Annotated in this window: 15 protein-coding genes; 6 read left to right on the forward strand and 9 right to left on the reverse strand. The window is 63.2% G+C overall.

The window, feature by feature from the left end:
- The first annotated feature begins 87 nt into the window (after positions 1 to 87).
- The 3 genes from AC0ZT5_RS11875 to AC0ZT5_RS11885 are packed head-to-tail and all read left to right on the forward strand — an operon-like array spanning position 88 to position 2,771.
- Positions 88 to 732, forward strand: a complete 645-nt coding sequence (locus AC0ZT5_RS11875) for a thiamine diphosphokinase (protein ID WP_488496585.1) — start codon at positions 88 to 90, stop codon at positions 730 to 732.
- A gap of 1 nt (position 733) precedes the next feature.
- Positions 734 to 2,554 carry an ABC-F family ATP-binding cassette domain-containing protein gene (locus AC0ZT5_RS11880; RefSeq protein WP_488496586.1) on the forward strand — a complete coding sequence of 607 codons (1,821 nt, stop codon included), beginning with the start codon at positions 734 to 736 and terminating at the stop codon, positions 2,552 to 2,554.
- Between the two features lie 34 nt (positions 2,555 to 2,588).
- Complete coding sequence (locus AC0ZT5_RS11885) at positions 2,589 to 2,771, forward strand: type II toxin-antitoxin system CcdA family antitoxin (RefSeq protein ID WP_488496587.1); 183 nt, start codon at positions 2,589 to 2,591, stop codon at positions 2,769 to 2,771.
- Positions 2,772 to 2,832: 61 nt separating this feature from the next.
- On the opposite strand, the gene AC0ZT5_RS11890 is transcribed toward AC0ZT5_RS11885, so the two are convergent.
- Together AC0ZT5_RS11890 and AC0ZT5_RS11895 are read right to left on the reverse strand one after the other, a co-directional pair.
- Positions 2,833 to 4,542 carry a hypothetical protein gene (locus AC0ZT5_RS11890; RefSeq protein WP_488496588.1) on the reverse strand — a complete coding sequence of 570 codons (1,710 nt, stop codon included), beginning with the start codon at positions 4,540 to 4,542 and terminating at the stop codon, positions 2,833 to 2,835.
- 74 nt (positions 4,543 to 4,616) lie between these two features.
- A complete protein-coding gene (locus tag AC0ZT5_RS11895) occupies positions 4,617 to 5,915 on the reverse strand; it encodes an adenylosuccinate synthase (RefSeq protein ID WP_095089490.1) in 1,299 nt (432 codons plus the stop codon).
- Positions 5,916 to 6,128: 213 nt separating this feature from the next.
- On the opposite strand from AC0ZT5_RS11895, the gene AC0ZT5_RS11900 reads away from it, so the two are divergent.
- Entirely contained in the window at positions 6,129 to 7,037 is a 909-nt protein-coding gene (locus AC0ZT5_RS11900; protein ID WP_488496589.1) for a DMT family transporter, read from the forward strand.
- 58 nt (positions 7,038 to 7,095) lie between these two features.
- On the opposite strand, the gene serA is transcribed toward AC0ZT5_RS11900, so the two are convergent.
- The 5 genes from serA to glmM all read right to left on the reverse strand — a co-directional run bounded on the left by serA (position 7,096) and on the right by glmM (position 13,774).
- Positions 7,096 to 8,694 (reverse strand): phosphoglycerate dehydrogenase, encoded by a 1,599-nt coding sequence (gene serA / locus AC0ZT5_RS11905; RefSeq protein ID WP_488496590.1) that lies wholly within the window; start codon positions 8,692 to 8,694, stop codon positions 7,096 to 7,098.
- A 151-nt stretch (positions 8,695 to 8,845) separates the two neighbouring features.
- Positions 8,846 to 10,021, reverse strand: a complete 1,176-nt coding sequence (locus AC0ZT5_RS11910; protein WP_488496591.1) for a phosphoserine transaminase — start codon at positions 10,019 to 10,021, stop codon at positions 8,846 to 8,848.
- A gap of 203 nt (positions 10,022 to 10,224) precedes the next feature.
- Positions 10,225 to 10,995 (reverse strand): outer membrane protein, encoded by a 771-nt coding sequence (locus AC0ZT5_RS11915; protein ID WP_488496592.1) that lies wholly within the window; start codon positions 10,993 to 10,995, stop codon positions 10,225 to 10,227.
- 297 nt (positions 10,996 to 11,292) lie between these two features.
- On the reverse strand, positions 11,293 to 12,144 hold the full coding sequence (locus AC0ZT5_RS11920) for an outer membrane protein (protein ID WP_477284904.1): 852 nt from the start codon (positions 12,142 to 12,144) through the stop codon (positions 11,293 to 11,295).
- 277 nt (positions 12,145 to 12,421) lie between these two features.
- Positions 12,422 to 13,774, reverse strand: a complete 1,353-nt coding sequence (gene glmM / locus AC0ZT5_RS11925; protein ID WP_488496593.1) for a phosphoglucosamine mutase — start codon at positions 13,772 to 13,774, stop codon at positions 12,422 to 12,424.
- 367 nt (positions 13,775 to 14,141) lie between these two features.
- Between glmM and AC0ZT5_RS11930 the strand changes: the two genes are divergently transcribed.
- On the forward strand, positions 14,142 to 14,981 hold the full coding sequence (locus AC0ZT5_RS11930; protein ID WP_488496594.1) for a hypothetical protein: 840 nt from the start codon (positions 14,142 to 14,144) through the stop codon (positions 14,979 to 14,981).
- 64 nt (positions 14,982 to 15,045) lie between these two features.
- Here AC0ZT5_RS11930 and AC0ZT5_RS11935 read toward each other — a convergent pair whose 3' ends face one another.
- Together AC0ZT5_RS11935 and AC0ZT5_RS11940 are read right to left on the reverse strand one after the other, a co-directional pair.
- On the reverse strand, positions 15,046 to 15,930 hold the full coding sequence (locus AC0ZT5_RS11935; protein WP_488496595.1) for an NAD(P)-dependent oxidoreductase: 885 nt from the start codon (positions 15,928 to 15,930) through the stop codon (positions 15,046 to 15,048).
- Positions 15,931 to 15,964: 34 nt separating this feature from the next.
- The gene (locus tag AC0ZT5_RS11940) at positions 15,965 to 16,729 is read right to left on the reverse strand and encodes an SDR family oxidoreductase (RefSeq protein ID WP_488496596.1); all 765 of its coding nucleotides are present in this window, start codon (positions 16,727 to 16,729) and stop codon (positions 15,965 to 15,967) included.
- A 184-nt stretch (positions 16,730 to 16,913) separates the two neighbouring features.
- On the opposite strand from AC0ZT5_RS11940, the gene AC0ZT5_RS11945 reads away from it, so the two are divergent.
- Complete coding sequence (locus AC0ZT5_RS11945; protein WP_488496597.1) at positions 16,914 to 17,282, forward strand: winged helix-turn-helix transcriptional regulator; 369 nt, start codon at positions 16,914 to 16,916, stop codon at positions 17,280 to 17,282.
- The last annotated feature ends 33 nt before the right edge of the window (positions 17,283 to 17,315 follow it).

Here is a 17,315-nt window from a genome sequence, read left to right on the forward strand (position 1 = left end):
CGAGACATAGGCCGGGCCGATCCCTCACGCAAGTGGCAGTTTGCCGGCCTTCCGTTTCCCGTGCCGGGCTGGTAAGGGCCACACGATATGAGCACATTCACCATCCTGCTTGGCGGCGATCTCATCCGCACGCCACGGCTCGACCATCAGGTCGAAGGCTCCCGCGTCATCGCCGCCGACGCCGGCATCGGCCATGCGCGGCTGCTGGGCCTTGTCCCGGAACTGTGGGTGGGTGATTTCGATTCCGTGCCGGCCAACCTGCCGGACGACCTCGCCGCCGTGCCCCGCCGGACCTTTCCGGCGGAGAAGGACCAGACCGATGGCGAGCTGGCGGTCGCCGCCGCACTGGAGCGCGGCGCGACCCGCCTGGTGCTCGCCGGCGCTTTCGGCGGCAAGCGCGCCGACCACGCCTTCCTGCATCTGGCGCTTGCCCTGCGGCTGGCCGAAGCCGGAACAGAGATACTTTTGACCAGTGGCGCGCAGGAAGGCGTCCCGCTGCTGCACGCCAAAGCCGGCTTCGACTATGCCGACGGCACGTTGTTTTCAGTGCTCGGCTTTTCCGATCTTTCCGGCCTGACCGTCACCGGCGCCAAATGGCCGCTCGACCGCGTCAGGGTCGCGTTCGGCTCGTCATTGACCATCTCCAACGAGGTCAAGGGCCGCCTCGAAATCACACTTGGCCAGGGCCGCGCGCTGTTGCTCGCCCACCCTTATCCACTGCCTGAAAGCTGAAATGGCCCCGCCTCTTCTCAATCTCGACGGGATAAAACTGACCTTCGGTGGCACGCCGCTGCTCGACGGCGCCGCCTTGACCGCTTCTGCCGGCGACAAGATCGCGCTGGTCGGACGCAACGGGTCGGGCAAGTCGACGCTGCTGAAGATCGCCGCCGGCCTGATCGAGCCGCAGGATGGCGAAGTGTTCCGTCAGCCCTCGGCAACCGTCCGCTATTTACCGCAAATGCCCGACATGGAGGGTTTTGCGACCGTACGCGCCTATGTCGAGGCAGGACTCGGACCCGCCGACGATCCGTACCGCGCCAGCTATTTGATGGAGCATCTCGGCCTGTCGGGCGAGGAGCGGCCGAACGATCTTTCCGGCGGCGAGGCGCGACGCGCCGCCCTTGCCCGCGTCATGGCGCCGGAGCCCGATATACTGCTGCTTGATGAGCCGACCAACCATCTCGATCTCTCGGTGATCGAATGGCTGGAGGAGGAGCTCGTGCGCACCTCCTCGGCGCTTGTCGTCATCTCGCACGACCGCCGTTTCCTTGAGCGCGTATCGCGCGCCACCGTCTGGCTCGATCGCGGCCAGACCCGCAGGCTGGACAAGGGCTTTGGTCATTTCGAGGAATGGCGCGACCTTGTGCTGGAAGAGGAAGAGCGCGAGCAGCACAAGCTCGGCCGCCAGATCGTGCGCGAGGAGCACTGGCTGCGCTATGGCGTGACGGCACGGCGCAAGCGCAACATGCGCCGGCTTGGCGAACTGCAGACCATGCGCCAGCGCTTCCGCGGCCATCGCGGCGCCGAGGGTTCGGCAACCATGGTGGCCAGCGATGCGGCCGAATCCGGCAAGCTGGTGATCGAGGCGAAGAACATCGAGAAGAGCTTTGGCAACCTCACCGTGGTCAAGGGGTTCTCGACCCGCATCCAGCGCGGCGATCGCGTCGGCCTTGTCGGGCCGAACGGCGCCGGCAAGACGACGCTGCTGAAGATGCTGACCGGTGAGATGAAGCCCGACGCCGGTTCGGTGCGCCTCGGCACCAATCTGGAGATCGCCACGCTCGACCAGAAGCGCGAAGCGGTCGATCCGCAAGAGACGCTGGCGCAATATCTCACTGACGGACGCGGCGAGAACCTCGTCATCAATGGCGAGCAGCGCCATGTCGTCTCCTACATGAAGGATTTTTTGTTCAAGGCTGAGCAGGCACGCACGCCGGTGCGCGAGCTTTCCGGCGGCGAACGGGCGCGGCTCCTGCTGGCGCGCGTGCTGGCGCGGCCGGCAAACCTGCTGGTGCTCGATGAGCCGACCAACGATCTCGACATGGAAACGCTGGAGCTGCTGCAGGAATTGGTCGCCGGCTTTGCCGGCACCGTCATCCTGGTCAGCCACGACCGCGACTTCCTCGACCGTACCGTGACCAGCATCATCGCGCCTGACGGCGGCGGGCGCTGGATCGAATATGCCGGCGGCTATTCGGACATGCTGGCACAGCGCGGCGGCACCAGGCTAGACGATCGCAAGGCGCGGACGAAAACCGAAGCCGGCGAAGCCCTGGTCGCGACCAAGAATGAAGCCGCCGCGCCAAAGGGGCCGGCGAAGAAACTGTCGTTCAAACAGAAATTCGCGCTGGAATCCCTGCCCAAGAAAATCGAGGCTGTGATGGCGTCGATCTCGAGGCTTGAGAACAACATTGCCGATCCGGCCTATTACGAGCGCGATCCGGCCTCGTTCCAGAAGACCATTGCCGCCCTCGACCAGGAGCGCGCAACGCTGGCAACGTTGGAGGAAGAGTGGCTGGAACTGGAGATGCTGCGCGAGGAGATGGAAGGGTAAAGGTGTTTGCAGGCTTTATGCATCTAGTTCGCAGTTGATCGAAGACGCCAAAGCGTTGGGCATCGACATCTCTCGTGCCGCAGAAGCGGTTATCGCGAAAACGATTGCGGCGCAAAAGACGCATCAATGGCAAGAAGAAAACAAGGAAGCCATTGAAAGCTGGAACGCCTACGTCAGACGCAACGGACTGCCCTTGGCCAAGTATCGGCTGTTTTGATACCGCGCTGCGAACCCATCCAGCCCTCTGAAGGCTCCTGAGGGGCCTAACGGCGCCCTTCTCAGCCCGCCGTCTTGGCCTGCCAGGCCTTGATCGCCTCGTCGAACACCTTCTCGCCGGGAATGCCCTTTTCCATGGTCAGCAGTGCCCGCCGTCCGGTCTTGTAGACGACCGGCACGTCGATCCAGTCCTGCCCACGAAGCAAGGTCATGTTGGCGTCCTCGTCGGCCTTGGTGTCGTTGAGCGCGACGAGGAAGAAACCGTCGGCGATCTTGGCCGGAATGCCGATCAGCGGGCTGCCGGCGTCCTGTTCCGAACTCTTCATCGCGACGCGCAGTATGTTGTCGACACCGCCGCCTTCGAAGCCGTCGGGCGTCAGGAAGATCATCTCGATGATATGGCTGGCCGGCAGTGTCTGGTCGGTGTTCCGACGGATGGTCATGCGCAACTGGATGTCCTTGCCGGGAATGGTTGCCTCAGCACGGATCGCCGGTTCCGGCGGCAGGTCGCCACCGGGCGATTCCTGCACCAGCGACCAGACGATGCTGCCGGGTTCCGCCGAACCCTGGGCGGTGCTGGTGCGCTCCTCATAGAAGATCGCCTTCTGGCCAACCGGCAGCGCGGTTTCCGCAGACGCGGCCGCCGGTGCGGCTGCCGGTGCGGCTGCCGGCGCCGCCGGCGCGGCGCCTGCCGGGGCTGGCGGCGTTGCGGCTGCCGGTGCTGGCGGCGGAGTAGCGGCTGCAGCCGGCGCCGCAGGTGCAGCCCCGGCGGCAGATGGCGTCGCCGGTTCCGCACCGGGTGGCGGCGTTGCTGCGGGCGCGGCTGCGGGCGGTGTGCCGGCAGCCGGCGCGGAAACCGCCGGCGCGTTGGTCGCCGAGGGAGGCGTGGTCAGCGCGGCGACCGATTCGCCTTCGCCGATGCCGCTCTGTCCGCCGGCCGGGCCAGGGTCGACTTCGCTGCCTTGCGGCGTCAGCCGCTGGGTGAATTTCGGGGCTTCGCTTTCGGTGCCGCCTGCCGCGGGTGCTGGCGGCGTTGCCGCTGCATCTGTTGCCGGCTTGGCCGGTGCCGGCTTCACCGGTTCCGTCTTCACGACCTTGGTGCTGCCGTCGAACCCCAGCATCTTGCCGAAGGCGTCCTTGTTCAGCCAGATGCCATAGCCACCACCGGCAACGACCAGCAAGGCGACGACGGCAGCGATCAAACCGCCATAGCTGCGCCTGCGTTCGGCGGGCCGCAGACGCTGGAAAGTGTCCGACACCGGCTCTTCGTTGCTTGAAAAGACCTCGACCCCGTCGTCCTCCGGCTCCTCGCTGTCCATCCCCGGAAGGGCCGTATCGGCGTGAGCAGAAGGCGCTGGCGTCGGCTTTGGCCAGCTTGGCTCGACCTTGGCGGCAGGTGGTGGCGCCGGTCGATAAGGTTCCGGCTTGGCGGCGAGAGGCGGCGGCGGCCAGGTCGGCTCTGCCTTCGCCGGTTGCCGTGCATGGCTGGGCTGGTTCTTGTTGCGGTCGATCGAGGAAAAGATGTGCTCCAGCTCCGCAAGCGGGTCGGTGTCCGTCACGCTCGTGGCATAGTCCCGCTCGACACTTACGACAGCGTCTTCCAGGGAGCGCTTCTGCTTGGCTATGACCTCGGCGGACAGCGGCGGCGAAAACTCCGCAAGCTTCTTTTCGAGCGCGGAACGCGCGCCGTCATAGATCCGCTTGCGCGTATCGAGTCCCGGCTCGCCGTGCTTGTCGAGCTGCCTTTTCAGAACAGAAACGAAATCTGCCATGCTTCGGTCGACCTGTATTTTGCTCCCGGGCCGGCCCCCGCAAATCAGCCGCGATGCCCGGAAAGGCTGAGAAACTAGTCTTGAAACGGATCGGTCACAAGTATCGTGTCGTCCCGTTCCGGGCTGGTGGACAGGAGCGCGACCGGGGCGCCGATCAGCTCCTCGATGTAGCGGACATATTTGACGGCCTGGGCCGGCAGATCGTTCCAGCTGCGTGCGCCGGCGGTAGTGCCTTTCCAGCCCTCGAGCGTCTCGTAGACCGGTTCGACGCGTGCCTGTGCGCCCTGGCTGGCCGGCAGATAGTCGATCATCTCGCCGTCGAGACGGTAGCCGGTACAGACCTTGATCTCGTCCAGCCCATCGAGCACGTCGAGCTTGGTCAGCGCGATGCCCTTGATGCCATTGACGGCGACGGCCTGGCGCACCAGCACCGCGTCGAACCAGCCGCAGCGGCGCTTGCGGCCGGTGACGACGCCGAATTCATGGCCGCGCGTGCCGAGGAACTCGCCGATCTCGTTCTTCTGCTCGGTCGGGAACGGACCTTCGCCGACGCGCGTCGTATAGGCCTTGGTGATGCCGAGTACATAGCCGATGGCGCCCGGGCCGACGCCCGAGCCGGCGGCCGCCTGCCCGGCGACCGTGTTCGACGAGGTGACGAACGGATAGGTGCCGTGGTCGATATCGAGCAACGTGCCTTGCGCCCCCTCGAACAGGATGCGCTCGCCGGCGCGGCGCTTGTCGTCGAGGATTTTCCACACCCGGTCCATATAGGGCAGGATCTCGGCCGCGACCGAGGTCAGTTCATGCATGATCGCATCATGCGTGACTTCGGCATGGCCAAGCCCGCGACGCAGCGCATTGTGGTGCGTCAGCAGCCTGTCGACCTTCAAGGGCAGCGTTTCCAAATCCGCCAAATCCATCACCCTGACCGCACGCCGGCCGACCTTGTCTTCATAGGCCGGGCCGATGCCACGACGGGTTGTGCCAATCTTCGTTCCGGAATTGGAGGCGGCGTCCTCGCGGAATCCATCCAGCTCCCGATGCAGCGACAGGATAAGCGCTGTGTTTTCGGCTATTTTCAGGCGATCCGGCGCCACTTCGACGCCTTGCGCTTTGAGCTTCGCCACTTCGGCGACGAAAGCATGCGGGTCGAAAACGACGCCATTGCCGATGATGGACAGCTTTCCCTGGCGCACGACCCCCGACGGAAGCAACGACAATTTGTAGACCTTGCCGTCGACGACCAGCGTGTGGCCGGCATTGTGGCCACCCTGGAAACGCACCACGACATCGGCGCGCTCCGACAGCCAGTCGACGATCTTGCCCTTGCCTTCGTCTCCCCACTGCGAGCCGACGACCACCACATTGGCCATGTTTCTTTTCCCTTGAGACGCCGCCAAGCGGCTTGAATATGGTTCGAAACGACAGGCCTCTATAACGTCAAGACCTCGTGAGTGCGACCTTTCTTTGCCGCCAAAATTGCGCTGAGGCACAACAATTTTCGGCTTTGACATCATTTACTTGGGCAGGCGGGGGCAATAGGCCGGCAAACACCGCAGCTCACCTCTGGCGGCCGGAATCCCGCCATGCATCGACGCGCCTACATATTCCTGCTGCTCACCACCTCGCTGTGGGGCGGCAACTCGGTGGCCGGCAAGCTGGCGGTCGATCACGTCTCGCCGATGACGCTTGTCTTCCTGCGCTGGGTGCTGGCCGTGGCGATCTTGCTGCCGATCGGCCTTCAGACGATACGCAAGGACTGGCCGGTGGTGCGCAAGCACTGGCTCGTGCTGGCGGCCCTTGGCGCCAGCGGTTTCACCTTGTTCAACACGATCTTCTACACGGCGCTCAACTACACGACGGCCATCAACGTCTCGATCGAACAGGCGGCGATGCCGATCCTGATCATCGTCGCCAATTTCGTCTTCTTCCGCTTGCGCGTGAACGGGGCGCAGATTGTCGGCGTCGTGCTGACCATCGGCGGCGTGGTCCTGACCGCCTGCCACGGCGACCCGCGCCGGCTGTTGACGCTGGAGCTCAATTTCGGCGACGCCATCATGCTGGTCGCGGTGTTTCTCTACAGCGGCTATTCGGTCGGGCTGCGGCTGAAGCCGGTGATGCACTGGCGGAGCCTGATGCTGGCCCTGTCGGTTGCCGCACTTGTCACCTCGCTGCCCTTCTTCCTGTGGGAGATCGCCGCCGGCAAGGTCATCGTGCCCGATGCGCGCGGCTGGGCAGTCATCGTCTATACCGCGGTCGGCGCGTCGGCCATCTCGCAGATCTTCTACATCAGGGGCAACGAACTGATCGGCGCCAACCGCGCCGGCCTGTTCATCAACCTGGTACCGATCTTCGGCACGCTGCTTTCGGTGCTGATTGTCGGCGAGACATTCCAGCTCTACCAGGCGCTGGCTCTGGTGCTTGTGGTGGGCGGCATCGGGCTTGCCGAATACAGCGGGCGCAAGGCAGCGCTGCGGTCAGCCAGGACACGCTGAACAAACGAAAGGCGCGGACCAGGCCGCGCCTTTCGATCTTTCGCAGCAGGTCGCGGCGTCACATCGCGTTGACGTCGAAGTGCAGCCGCTTGGCCGAGTCGATCGACTTGTGCGCCTTGACCTGCTCCAGCACGTTTTCCGGGAACGGCGCATCGAGATAGAGCAGCGCGATGGCATCGCCGCCCGGCCGGTTGCGGCCAAGCTGGAAGTTGGCGATGTTGACGCCGTTCTCGCCGCACACCGTGCCAAGCAGGCCGATGATGCCCGGCGCGTCGGCATTGGTCGTATAGAGCATGTGCTGGCCGACCTCGGCGTCGAGATTGATGCCCTTGATCTGGATGAAACGCGGCTTGCCGTCTGAGAAGCAGGTGCCGGCGATCGAGCGTGTCTTGTGCTCGGTCTTGACCGTCAGCTTGATGTAGCCGTCGAACACGCCGGACTTGTCGCGCTTGACCTCGGCAACGATGATGCCGCGCTCCTTCACCATGATCGGCGCCGACACCATGTTGACGTCGGAGACCTGCGGCCGGATCAGCCCGGCAAGCGTGGCGCTTATCAGCGCGCGCGTGTTCATCGTCGCGGTCGAGCCGTCGAACAGGATCTCGACTTCCGTGATCGGGTCCTCGGTGACCTGGCCGACAAAGGCGCCGAGAACTTCGGCGAGCTTGACGAAGGGCTTCAGCCGCGGCGCTTCCTCGGCGGTGATCGACGGCATGTTGATGGCGTTGGAGACGGCTCCCTTGATCAGGTAATCGGCCATCTGCTCGGCGACCTGCAGCGCGACATTCTCCTGCGCTTCCGCCGTCGAGGCGCCGAGATGCGGCGTTGCCACCACATTCTCCATGCCGAACAACGCGTTCTGCTCGGCCGGCTCGACCTCGAAAACGTCGATGCCGACACCAGCCACCTTGCCGCTCTTCAGTGCCGCGATCAGGTCGGCTTCGACGACCAGCCCGCCACGCGCGCAGTTGATGATGCGCACGCCGTTCTTCATCCTGGCGATCGCAGCGGCGTCGATGATGTTGCGCGTCTTATCGGTCAGCGGCGTGTGCAGCGTGATGAAGTCGGCGCGGGCGAAAAGCTCATCCAGCTCGACCTTGTCGACTCCAAGCTCCTCGGCCCGCTTGTCCGACAGGAACGGGTCGAAGGCAATGACATGCATCTTCAGGCCGACGCCGCGCGTGGCGACGATCGAGCCGATGTTGCCGCAGCCGATGATGCCCAGCGTCTTGCCGGTGATCTCGACGCCCATGAAGCGGTTCTTCTCCCATTTGCCGGCATGGGTCGAGGCGTTGGCTTCCGGGATCTGGCGCGCCAGCGCGAAGATCATCGCCACCGCATGTTCGGCGGTGGTGATCGAGTTGCCGAAGGGCGTGTTCATCACGATGATGCCCTTGCGGCTCGCCGCCGGGATATCGACATTATCGACGCCGATGCCGGCGCGGCCGATGACCTTGAGATTGGTGGCGGCATTGATCAGTTTTTCGGTGACCTTGGTCGCCGAGCGGATGGCGAGGCCGTCATACTGGCCGATCACTTCGGCGAGCTTCTCCTTGTCCTTGCCGAGGTCGGGCAGATAGTCGACATCGACGCCGCGATCCTTGAAGATCTGCACGGCGGTGGGAGAAAGTTTGTCTGAGACGAGAACGCGAGGCATGGATTTGATCCTTTGCGATTGGCGTCCCTCCACCTTGAGGGGAGGGTCGGCGCGAAAGCGCCGGGATGGGGTCCTTGTGGCCGGATGGCCTGATCTTCTGGATGTTGGATCGTTGAGCCGGGTGGAGGCGACCCCACCCAGCCCTTCGGAGTCAGGCCGCGGCCTTGAGCGAGGCCTTTTGCGCGGCAAAAGCCCAGTCGAGCCAGGACAGCAGCGCTTCGAGATCGGCGGTCTCGACCGTCGCGCCGCACCAGATGCGCAGGCCGGGCGGTGCGTCGCGATAGGCGCCGATGTCATAGGCGACACCTTCCTTGTCGAGCACTGAGACCAGCCCCTTGGCGAAAGCCGCCTGCCCGTCGGCGTCGAGCGCGGACACGTCCGGGTCGATGAAGGACAGGCAGACCGAGGTGTTCGACCGCGTCGCCGGTTCGACGGCGAGATGACCGAGCCACGAGGACTTGCCGACAAAGCGATCGACAACGGCGGCATTGGCATCGGCCCTGGCGATCAGTGCATCGAGGCCGCCGATCGACTTCGCCCAGTGCAGCGCGTCAAGATAATCCTCGACGCACAGCATCGACGGCGTGTTGATGGTCTCGCCCTTGAAGATGCCTTCGATAAGCTTGCCGCCCGAGGTCAGGCGGAAGATCTTCGGCAGCGGCCAGGCCGGCTTGTAGGTCTCCAGTCGCTCGACGGCGCCAGGCGACAGGATCAGCATGCCATGCGCGCCCTCGCCGCCCAGCACCTTCTGCCAGGAGAAGGTGACGACATCCAGCTTGTGGAAATCGAGCCTTTGCGCAAAGGCGGCCGAGGTCGCGTCGCAGATGGTCAAGCCCTTGCGATCCGCGGGAATGAAATCGCCGTTCGGCACCCGTACGCCCGACGTGGTGCCGTTCCATGTAAAGACCACATCGCGATCGAAGTCGATCTTCGCCAGGTCGGGCAATTGGCCGTAGCCGGCCTCGATCTTGCGCACGTCGGCAAGTTTCAATTGCTTGACCACATCGGTGACCCAACCGGAGCCGAAGCTCTCCCAGGCGACCATGTCGACGCCGCGCTCGCCGAGCAGCGACCACAGCGCCATCTCGACCGCGCCGGTGTCCGACGCCGGCACGATGCCGATGCGGTAGTCAGCCGGAACCTGGAGAATTTCCCGCGTCAGCTCGATCGCCTGTTCGAGCTTGGCCTTGCCGATCTTGGCGCGGTGGGAACGGCCGAGCGCGGCAGCTTTCAGCGCCTCGACCGACCAGCCGGGGCGTTTTGCGCAGGGACCTGAGGAGAAATTGGGATTTGCCGGACGGAGTCCGGGCTTCGTATGTGTCGTCATCGTGGTCTATCCTTCCAGATAGTGGCCCCTCGTTGGGGAGGGGTGGCCCACGGACGGCGATATGCGTTCAGGCTTCGGGCGTCAAGAGGAAAGTTTTTGTCGTTGGCAGGATACCGGCGATCCGCGATCAGGATGTCGTGACCTCAAACGCAAACGGCGGATCCGAAGATCCGCCGTCAGTGTTTTCATGCGTACCGAGCCTGCTACCAGAGATCGTAGCGCAGCCCGAGCTTGAGCTGATGGTTGCTGATCCCCTTGTGGACCGGGAAGGAGGTCAGGCTTTCGGCAGTCACATATTCGGCGTCGGGGGCGGAAAAATACTGATAGCCCAGATCGACGGAAACATTCTTCGACACCTGATAGGCAAGGCCCGCATTCAACGTGTAGGCCAGCGAGTACTTGGTCTTGTCGTCCTGCTGGATCAACTGGCTGGTCGGGTCATTGTTGTCGATGAAGTTCGCCGAAAGCTTGCGCGTGCTGCGGACGACGCCGATGCCGGCGCCGAGGTACGGCGTGATCCCGACATAGGTACCAAGGTCGACATAGCCGTTGAGCATGCCCGAGAAGGCGTAGTTCTTCAGCGATGCCGATGCCACGGTCGACTCTATCGGCGGCGTCACGATCGTTGAATTGTCATAGCCGACGCTGATCTTGTTGCCGGGCAGGTAGCCAAGATTGAGATCGGCACGCAGATAGTCGTTGAAATGGTAGCCAAAGCCGATGCTGGCAAAGATCGGGTCTTCCTTGTCGTCGTAGCTCGCCGGCGTGAAGGTGAAATCCTCGTTCTCGAAGCTCTTCTGCACCAGATAGGAGACATCGCCGCGCAGATACCAGCCCGAGCCGACCTCGACGGGCACATAGTCGGGCGCCTGGTCGACGTAGATCGGCGGATCATAGTCGGCGGCGAGGGTGGGCGTCAGCGGCATGAGGGCAAGTGCGCCGAGCGCCAGCGCTATACGCGAAATAACTGTCATGGACCCGACTCCCGAATTTGGCGCCGCCGGCAATTGCAACGGCAGCCATCGTTTCAGGAAGCATTGTTAACCATAGTGGTTAAGTGCCGGTTAAGGCTAACAGAGCGTTAGCAAATTCATTTCCGGCGGAAACTTTCATTGCAGGCGACCCACGAGCAATTCCAGGAAAGCGTCAAACGAATTGCATCAAAACAAAGAGATAGAGCGGTTCTGCGTTTCCATGAAACGCAGAACCGCTCAAACGAAAACCGCCCGGTCGATGCCGGGCGGTTCGCGAACTTGCTGGAAATGCAAGCGTTACTTGGTGTAGACCGGCTCGGGTTCGGGCTGATAGGCCACCACCGGCGCGGCGCAACCGTTGTTGCCGCCGAACTGATAGCGCAGGCCACCGCGCACCTCGTGTGTGCTGATGCCACCGTCAAAGCCCGGCCCGGCGCTGCTCGCGTCCCATTCGAACATGCGGCCGCCCTGGATGTGGCTGTAGCGATAACCCGCATCGAGGATGATCTTGTCAGTCAGGCAGTAGGAAGCACCGGCCATCAGAGCGTAGGCGAAGCGCCAGTTGGACGAGCCGTCATTGCGCTCGGTAGCACCCGGTGTCGGGTCATAGACAGTATCCCATTTGACATGCGCGCCGCCGATGCCGGCGCCGACGTAAGGCGTGATGCCATGATAGGTGCCAAGATCGGCATAGGCATTGGCCAGGAGCAGGAGGGCGCTCATTTTCGACGACTCGGCCGACGTGACCACGACCGGCGAACCGCCTGCCGTGCCCGTCGTCTGACCGTCGAAGTTCGACTTGAACCAGTAGTCGGCCGTCAGGTCGGTGCGGAAATAGTCATTGACCTTGTAGCCGACGCCGCCTCCAAGCGAGAAGCCGCCCTTGAGATTGCTGAAATCGAAGCTCTTGTTGCCGGGTGTGATCAGGCAATTACAGGGATCGATGGAGTAAGTCATGTAGTCGACGCCGCGCACATCCGACTTGTGATAGTCGATGTCGCCACGAATATACCAGCCGCCGATATCGGCCGGCTGCTCGTAGACCGGCGGCGGAGCCTCTTCGACCACCGGGAGGTCGGCTGCGAAAACCGGCCCGGTCAGCCCCGCGAACAGCGCAGCGAGCAGGGCCTTTCTTGCTGTATTGAACATGCTTGTCACCCCTAGGAAGTTCGGAACGGCGATCGTGTCCGAAATGCGATTGCTTTCAGTCGTGGATAATGAATTGCAAAGGTTAAAGGGCGTTTAACCCTGTTGCTTAACCACGAATCTCTACACTTCGAGGAATCAGGGCGCGATTTTCGAGAACCAGGACCGACTGCTGGCCAACAAAAAGCCCGCCGGAAGGGCGGGCTTTTTCGCGGGTGGATATGCGGCGGCGCGACGCCCTTCGGGCGCGCTAGGGGACGCCCTTTGGGCGCGCTAGGGATCAGGCGGCGCTGCGTGTTTCCGAGATGACCTCGACGATGTCGTTGACGACGGCCTCGACCAGTTGCGGGTCGTCGCCCTCGGCCATGACGCGGATCAGCGGCTCGGTGCCGGATGGCCGGATGACCAGCCGCCCGGCCTTGCCCAGGCGGTGACGGGCGTCCTCGATGGCTGCCTTGACTGGCGCTTCCTCGAGCGGCTTGCCGCCGGAAAAATGGACGTTCTTCAAAAGCTGCGGCACCGGTTCGAATTTCTTCGACAGCTCGCTGACCGGCCGACCCTGCCGTTTGATGCAGGCCAGCACCTGCAGCGCTGAAACGAGGCCATCGCCGGTGGTCGAGAAGTCCGACAGCACGATATGGCCCGACTGTTCACCGCCGACATTGAGCCCATGCGCGCGCATATGCTCCACGACATAGCGGTCGCCGACCTTGGTGCGGTGCAATTGCAGCTTCATGTCGCCGAGGAAGCGCTCGAGGCCAAGATTGGACATGACCGTGGACACGACGCCGCCGCCGGCAAGCCGCCCGCTCTGGTGCCAGGATTCGGCGATCAGCGCCATAATCTGATCGCCATCGACGATCGCGCCGTTCTCATCGACAATGACGACACGGTCGGCGTCGCCGTCGAGCGCAATGCCGATGTCGGCGCGCACTTCGTGCACCTTCTTCTGCAGACCCGCGGGATGGGTCGAGCCGCATTCCTTGTTGATGTTGAAGCCGTTGGGTTCGACATTGATGGCGACGACTTCGGCGCCCAGTTCCCACAGTGCCTCGGGCGCCACCTTGTAGGCGGCGCCATTGGCGCAGTCGACGACGATCCTGAGGCCCGAAAGCGACATCGAGCGCGGCAAGGTGCGTTTGGCGAATTCGATGTAGCGGTCATGCACGCCGTCGACGCGCTTGGCGCGGCCAAGCCCGTCGGAGTCGGCGAGCGTCAGTTCGATATCCTTGTCGAGCATCCCCTCGATGCGCTCTTCGATCTCGTCGGAGAGCTTGTAGCCGTCAGGGCCAAACAGCTTGATGCCGTTGTCGTAATAGGGATTGTGCGAGGCCGAGATCATGACGCCGATATCGGCGCGCAGCGAACGCACCAGCATGGCGACCGCTGGCGTCGGGATCGGGCCGAGCAGGAACACGTCCATGCCGGCGGCGCACAGGCCGGACACCATCGCATTCTCGATCATGTAGCCCGAAAGCCTGGTATCCTTGCCGAGCACGACGCGATGACGATGACTGCCGCGCTGGAACGAGAGGCCGGCAGCCATGCCGACCCGCATCGCGATTTCAGCGGTCATCGGAAATTTGTTGGCGCGCCCGCGAATGCCGTCCGTGCCGAAATAATTCCCTGCCATGCTTACCAGATTCCTCGACAGTTCTTTGCCGGCACGTCATGCCACAATTGGCCAGGGCGCCATGATCACATTGTGTGATTGTATGTTACCAATCCTTAGAAAATCATTGTTGTGCACTGCACACAACATGACTGCAACCCACATGCTGAGACTGCCACGCTGCAATATACCAGTCATGCGAGCATTTCGGCGCGCATGCACCTGGAAAATCTTGCTCGGAATCCAGCAACAGGCAACAATTTCATCACCTTGTCGGGAGCTGCCAGCTTTCGGCGGTATATACGCCACTTAGCATCTGGCGCAACCGACCGTTGAGCGGTATTGATTTGCAGGGACGTATCATGGGCTGCTGCAACGGAGAAACGCTATGCTCATCCACCGACTTGCCACTTTGACCGGCCTCGCCGTCGCGACCTTGTTCCTGGCTTCGCCAGCCAGCGCGCTGACGATGGCCGAGTGCAGCACGAAGTATAACGCCGCCAAGGACGCGGGGACACTCGCCGGGGCGACCTGGAACCAGTTCCGCAAGGCGCAGTGCGGCACCGATGCCGCCGCCACCACCGATACAAAGCCAGCCGACACCAAGAAGGCTGCTGAAACGAAGCCGGCCAAGGCTGCCAAGGCGACCACCGCCGCGGCTTCCGACAGCACCGCCAAGGGTCTGACGGCCAAGGAATGCAGCGCCAAGTACCAGGCGGCCAAGGCTGCCGGTACGCTGAACGGCATGAAGTGGAACGATTTCCGCAAGGCCGAATGCGCCGCCGGCGCGTCTGCCGCCGCCGACACCAAGCCAGCAACCACCAAGGCTGCCGCAGCTCCCGCCGACAGCAAGGGTCTGACCATGGCCGAATGCAGCACCAAGTATCAGGCTGCCAAGACGGCCAACACGCTGAAGGGCATGAAGTGGAACGACTTCCGCAAGACCGAATGCGGTGCCGCCGCGTCGGATGACGACACGGTGCCGGCTCCGAGTGAGGCAAACTACACCAAAGAGCCGGCAAAGCCGACGACGGCTGCGCCGAAGGGCGTCACTTTCCCGTCGGCGATCTCGCCGAAATACGCCAGCGAGACCCCCGGAAAGGGCCGCATGCATACCTGTCTCGACCAGTACTATGCCCTCAAGGACGCCAACGCGCTTGGCGGCCTCAAGTGGATCCAGAAGGGCGGCGGCTTCTACAGCCTCTGCAACGCCAAGCTGAAGACCTGAGCGCCGCATAGCTCGACCAACAAAAGGCCCGCGAGGCGTCAGCTTCGCGGGCCTTTTGTTGCGTTCAAGCAGTCTCAATCGACCTGTTCTGTGACCGCAGAAGCTCGACCAGGCTGGTGAGATCGGCGTTGGCCTTGCCGGCCGCCACGCCGCGCTTCATCAGGCCTTGCAGCGGCAGGATGAGTTCGGTGCCGATGCCTGCGGCCTTGCTGGCATCGATCAGATTGACATAGGCCTCGGCCTGCATGCCGAGATTGGAGGCGACATTGCTGGTGTGATCGCCGGCGTCGATCTGCTCGGCCCATTTCGGCAGCCCACCTTGCATCGCCTGCAGCCATGACATCAGCAGCGGCATGAATACGCCGGCTGGAATTCCCGCGGATCCTGTCAGCGCCAGCGCTTGGATCACACCCCCGAACAGGCCATACATGCCTGCCAGCAGGGCGATATCGTAGAGTGGTGCCAGCCCAGCATCTTCGCCCAGATACTTGCTGGTGCCGAGCGCATCGAGTTGTTTCGAGTGCGTGTCGAACCCCTGCCTTGAGCCGCTGTAGAGGATCAGGGCGTGCTGCCCACCGATCATCGGCGGCACCGCCATGATGCCGCCATCGACATAGTTGGCGCCTTGCGTGACGGCCCACTGCGACATCGCCCGCGCCTGCTCGGGCGTGCCGTTGGTGAGATTGACCAGTGTGCGGCCAGACAGCGCTTCCCGCGCGGGAGCAAGGGCCTCGTGGACCGTGTCGTAGACCAGAAGACACACCACGATCACCGGGCTCGATCTGACGGCGTCCTCGACGCTGGCAGCCATAATAGCGCCCTTGGCCGCCAAAGCCTGCGCCTTTGCCGCAGAACGGTTCCACACCGTCACCACATGGCCTTTGTCGAGGAACGACTCGGTGAGAGCCGTGCCCATGGCGCCAAGGCCGATTACAGTTATGTCGCTCATCTTGTGTCTCTCTCCGTGGTTCGGGTTTGGAAGGTCAGGCCGGCAAGGGGCTGAGGTCCTGCCCAAGGCCGCCATCGACGGTCAGCCGCGCGCCCGTGGTGAAAGTTGCATCGAAAGCCAGGAACAGCACCGCACGCGCCACCTCATCGATGGTACCGTGACGCTTCATCGGCGTGACCGCGTCGCCGATCGCCATGAAGGCCGCCCGCTCCTCGGCGGAAGCGCCCGCCACGCCCATTGTCGGCGTATCGATGAAGCCGGGGCTGACCACATTGACGCGGATCCGGCGCGGCAGCAGCTCGGCGGCGAGGACCTTGGCGAAAGCGCGAAGCGCTGCCTTCGATCCGGAATAGACACTCATTCCGCCGTTGCCGGATTCATCGGCGATCGACGAGGTGAAGACGATGGCGCCACCATCCTTGATCAGCGGCAGCAGGCGCTGTGCGGTGAAGAAGGCGCCTTTCGTGTTGATGTTGAAGATGTGGTCGTAGCTGTCCTCGGTGACCCGCTCCACCGGCTCGAGATTGGCAACCCCGGCATTGATGTGGACGAAGTCGATCTGGCCGAGCTTCTGTCCCACTTCGACCCCGAGCGTGACGATATTGGCCATGTCGCCGATGTCCGACTGCACGACATGGGCCCGCGAAAACAACTTCGCGCGGGCGGCTTCGATGTTGCGATGATCGCGCCCGGTGACCAGCACGTCGGCGCCGCCTTCGACCAGGGCCTCCGCCACGGCAAGCCCCATGCCGTGCGTTCCGCCGATCACCACGGCCTTCTTGTTTGCGTATCGTGTCATGATCCATCCCTTTCGCCAAAATTCCACCGCCGACGGCCTTTGCAGGCCGAAGCAAGGTACCGATATGTTGTTGTGCTGGTCGCCGGTGCCGGCGATCTGGTTTGAAGTTATGGACCGGCTTGGTTTTTCTCAAGTACCGACAAAAATGTAAGCCACCAACCGATTGCTCAGAATTGGATGAAACATGGGAAAGAAACAGCCAGATAGTTGCGGATTGGGGCCTGCGCTGGAGGTGATCGGCGGCAAATGGAAGGCATTGCTGCTCTGGCAGATCCACAAGGCGCCGGCGCGCTTCGGTGAACTGAAGCGCCTCGTGCCTGACATCAGTGAAAAGATGCTGATCCAGCAGCTGCGCGAAATGGAGGTCGACGGCATCGTCCACCGCGAGGTCTTCCCCGAAGTTCCACCCCGGGTCGAATACTCGATCACCGAATTCGGTATCGAACTGGACAATGCCCTGATCCCCCTCGCCAGATGGGGCAAGCAACATGCCGGCCGGTCCGACGGGCAACGCCCCGGCAAGGCAAGCGCGCTTGCGCCGCACGGCCTGTGACCAACGCCGAACAGCAAAACGCCGCGGGTTGAA

This window comes from Mesorhizobium sp. CNPSo 4670, from assembly GCF_057784235.1.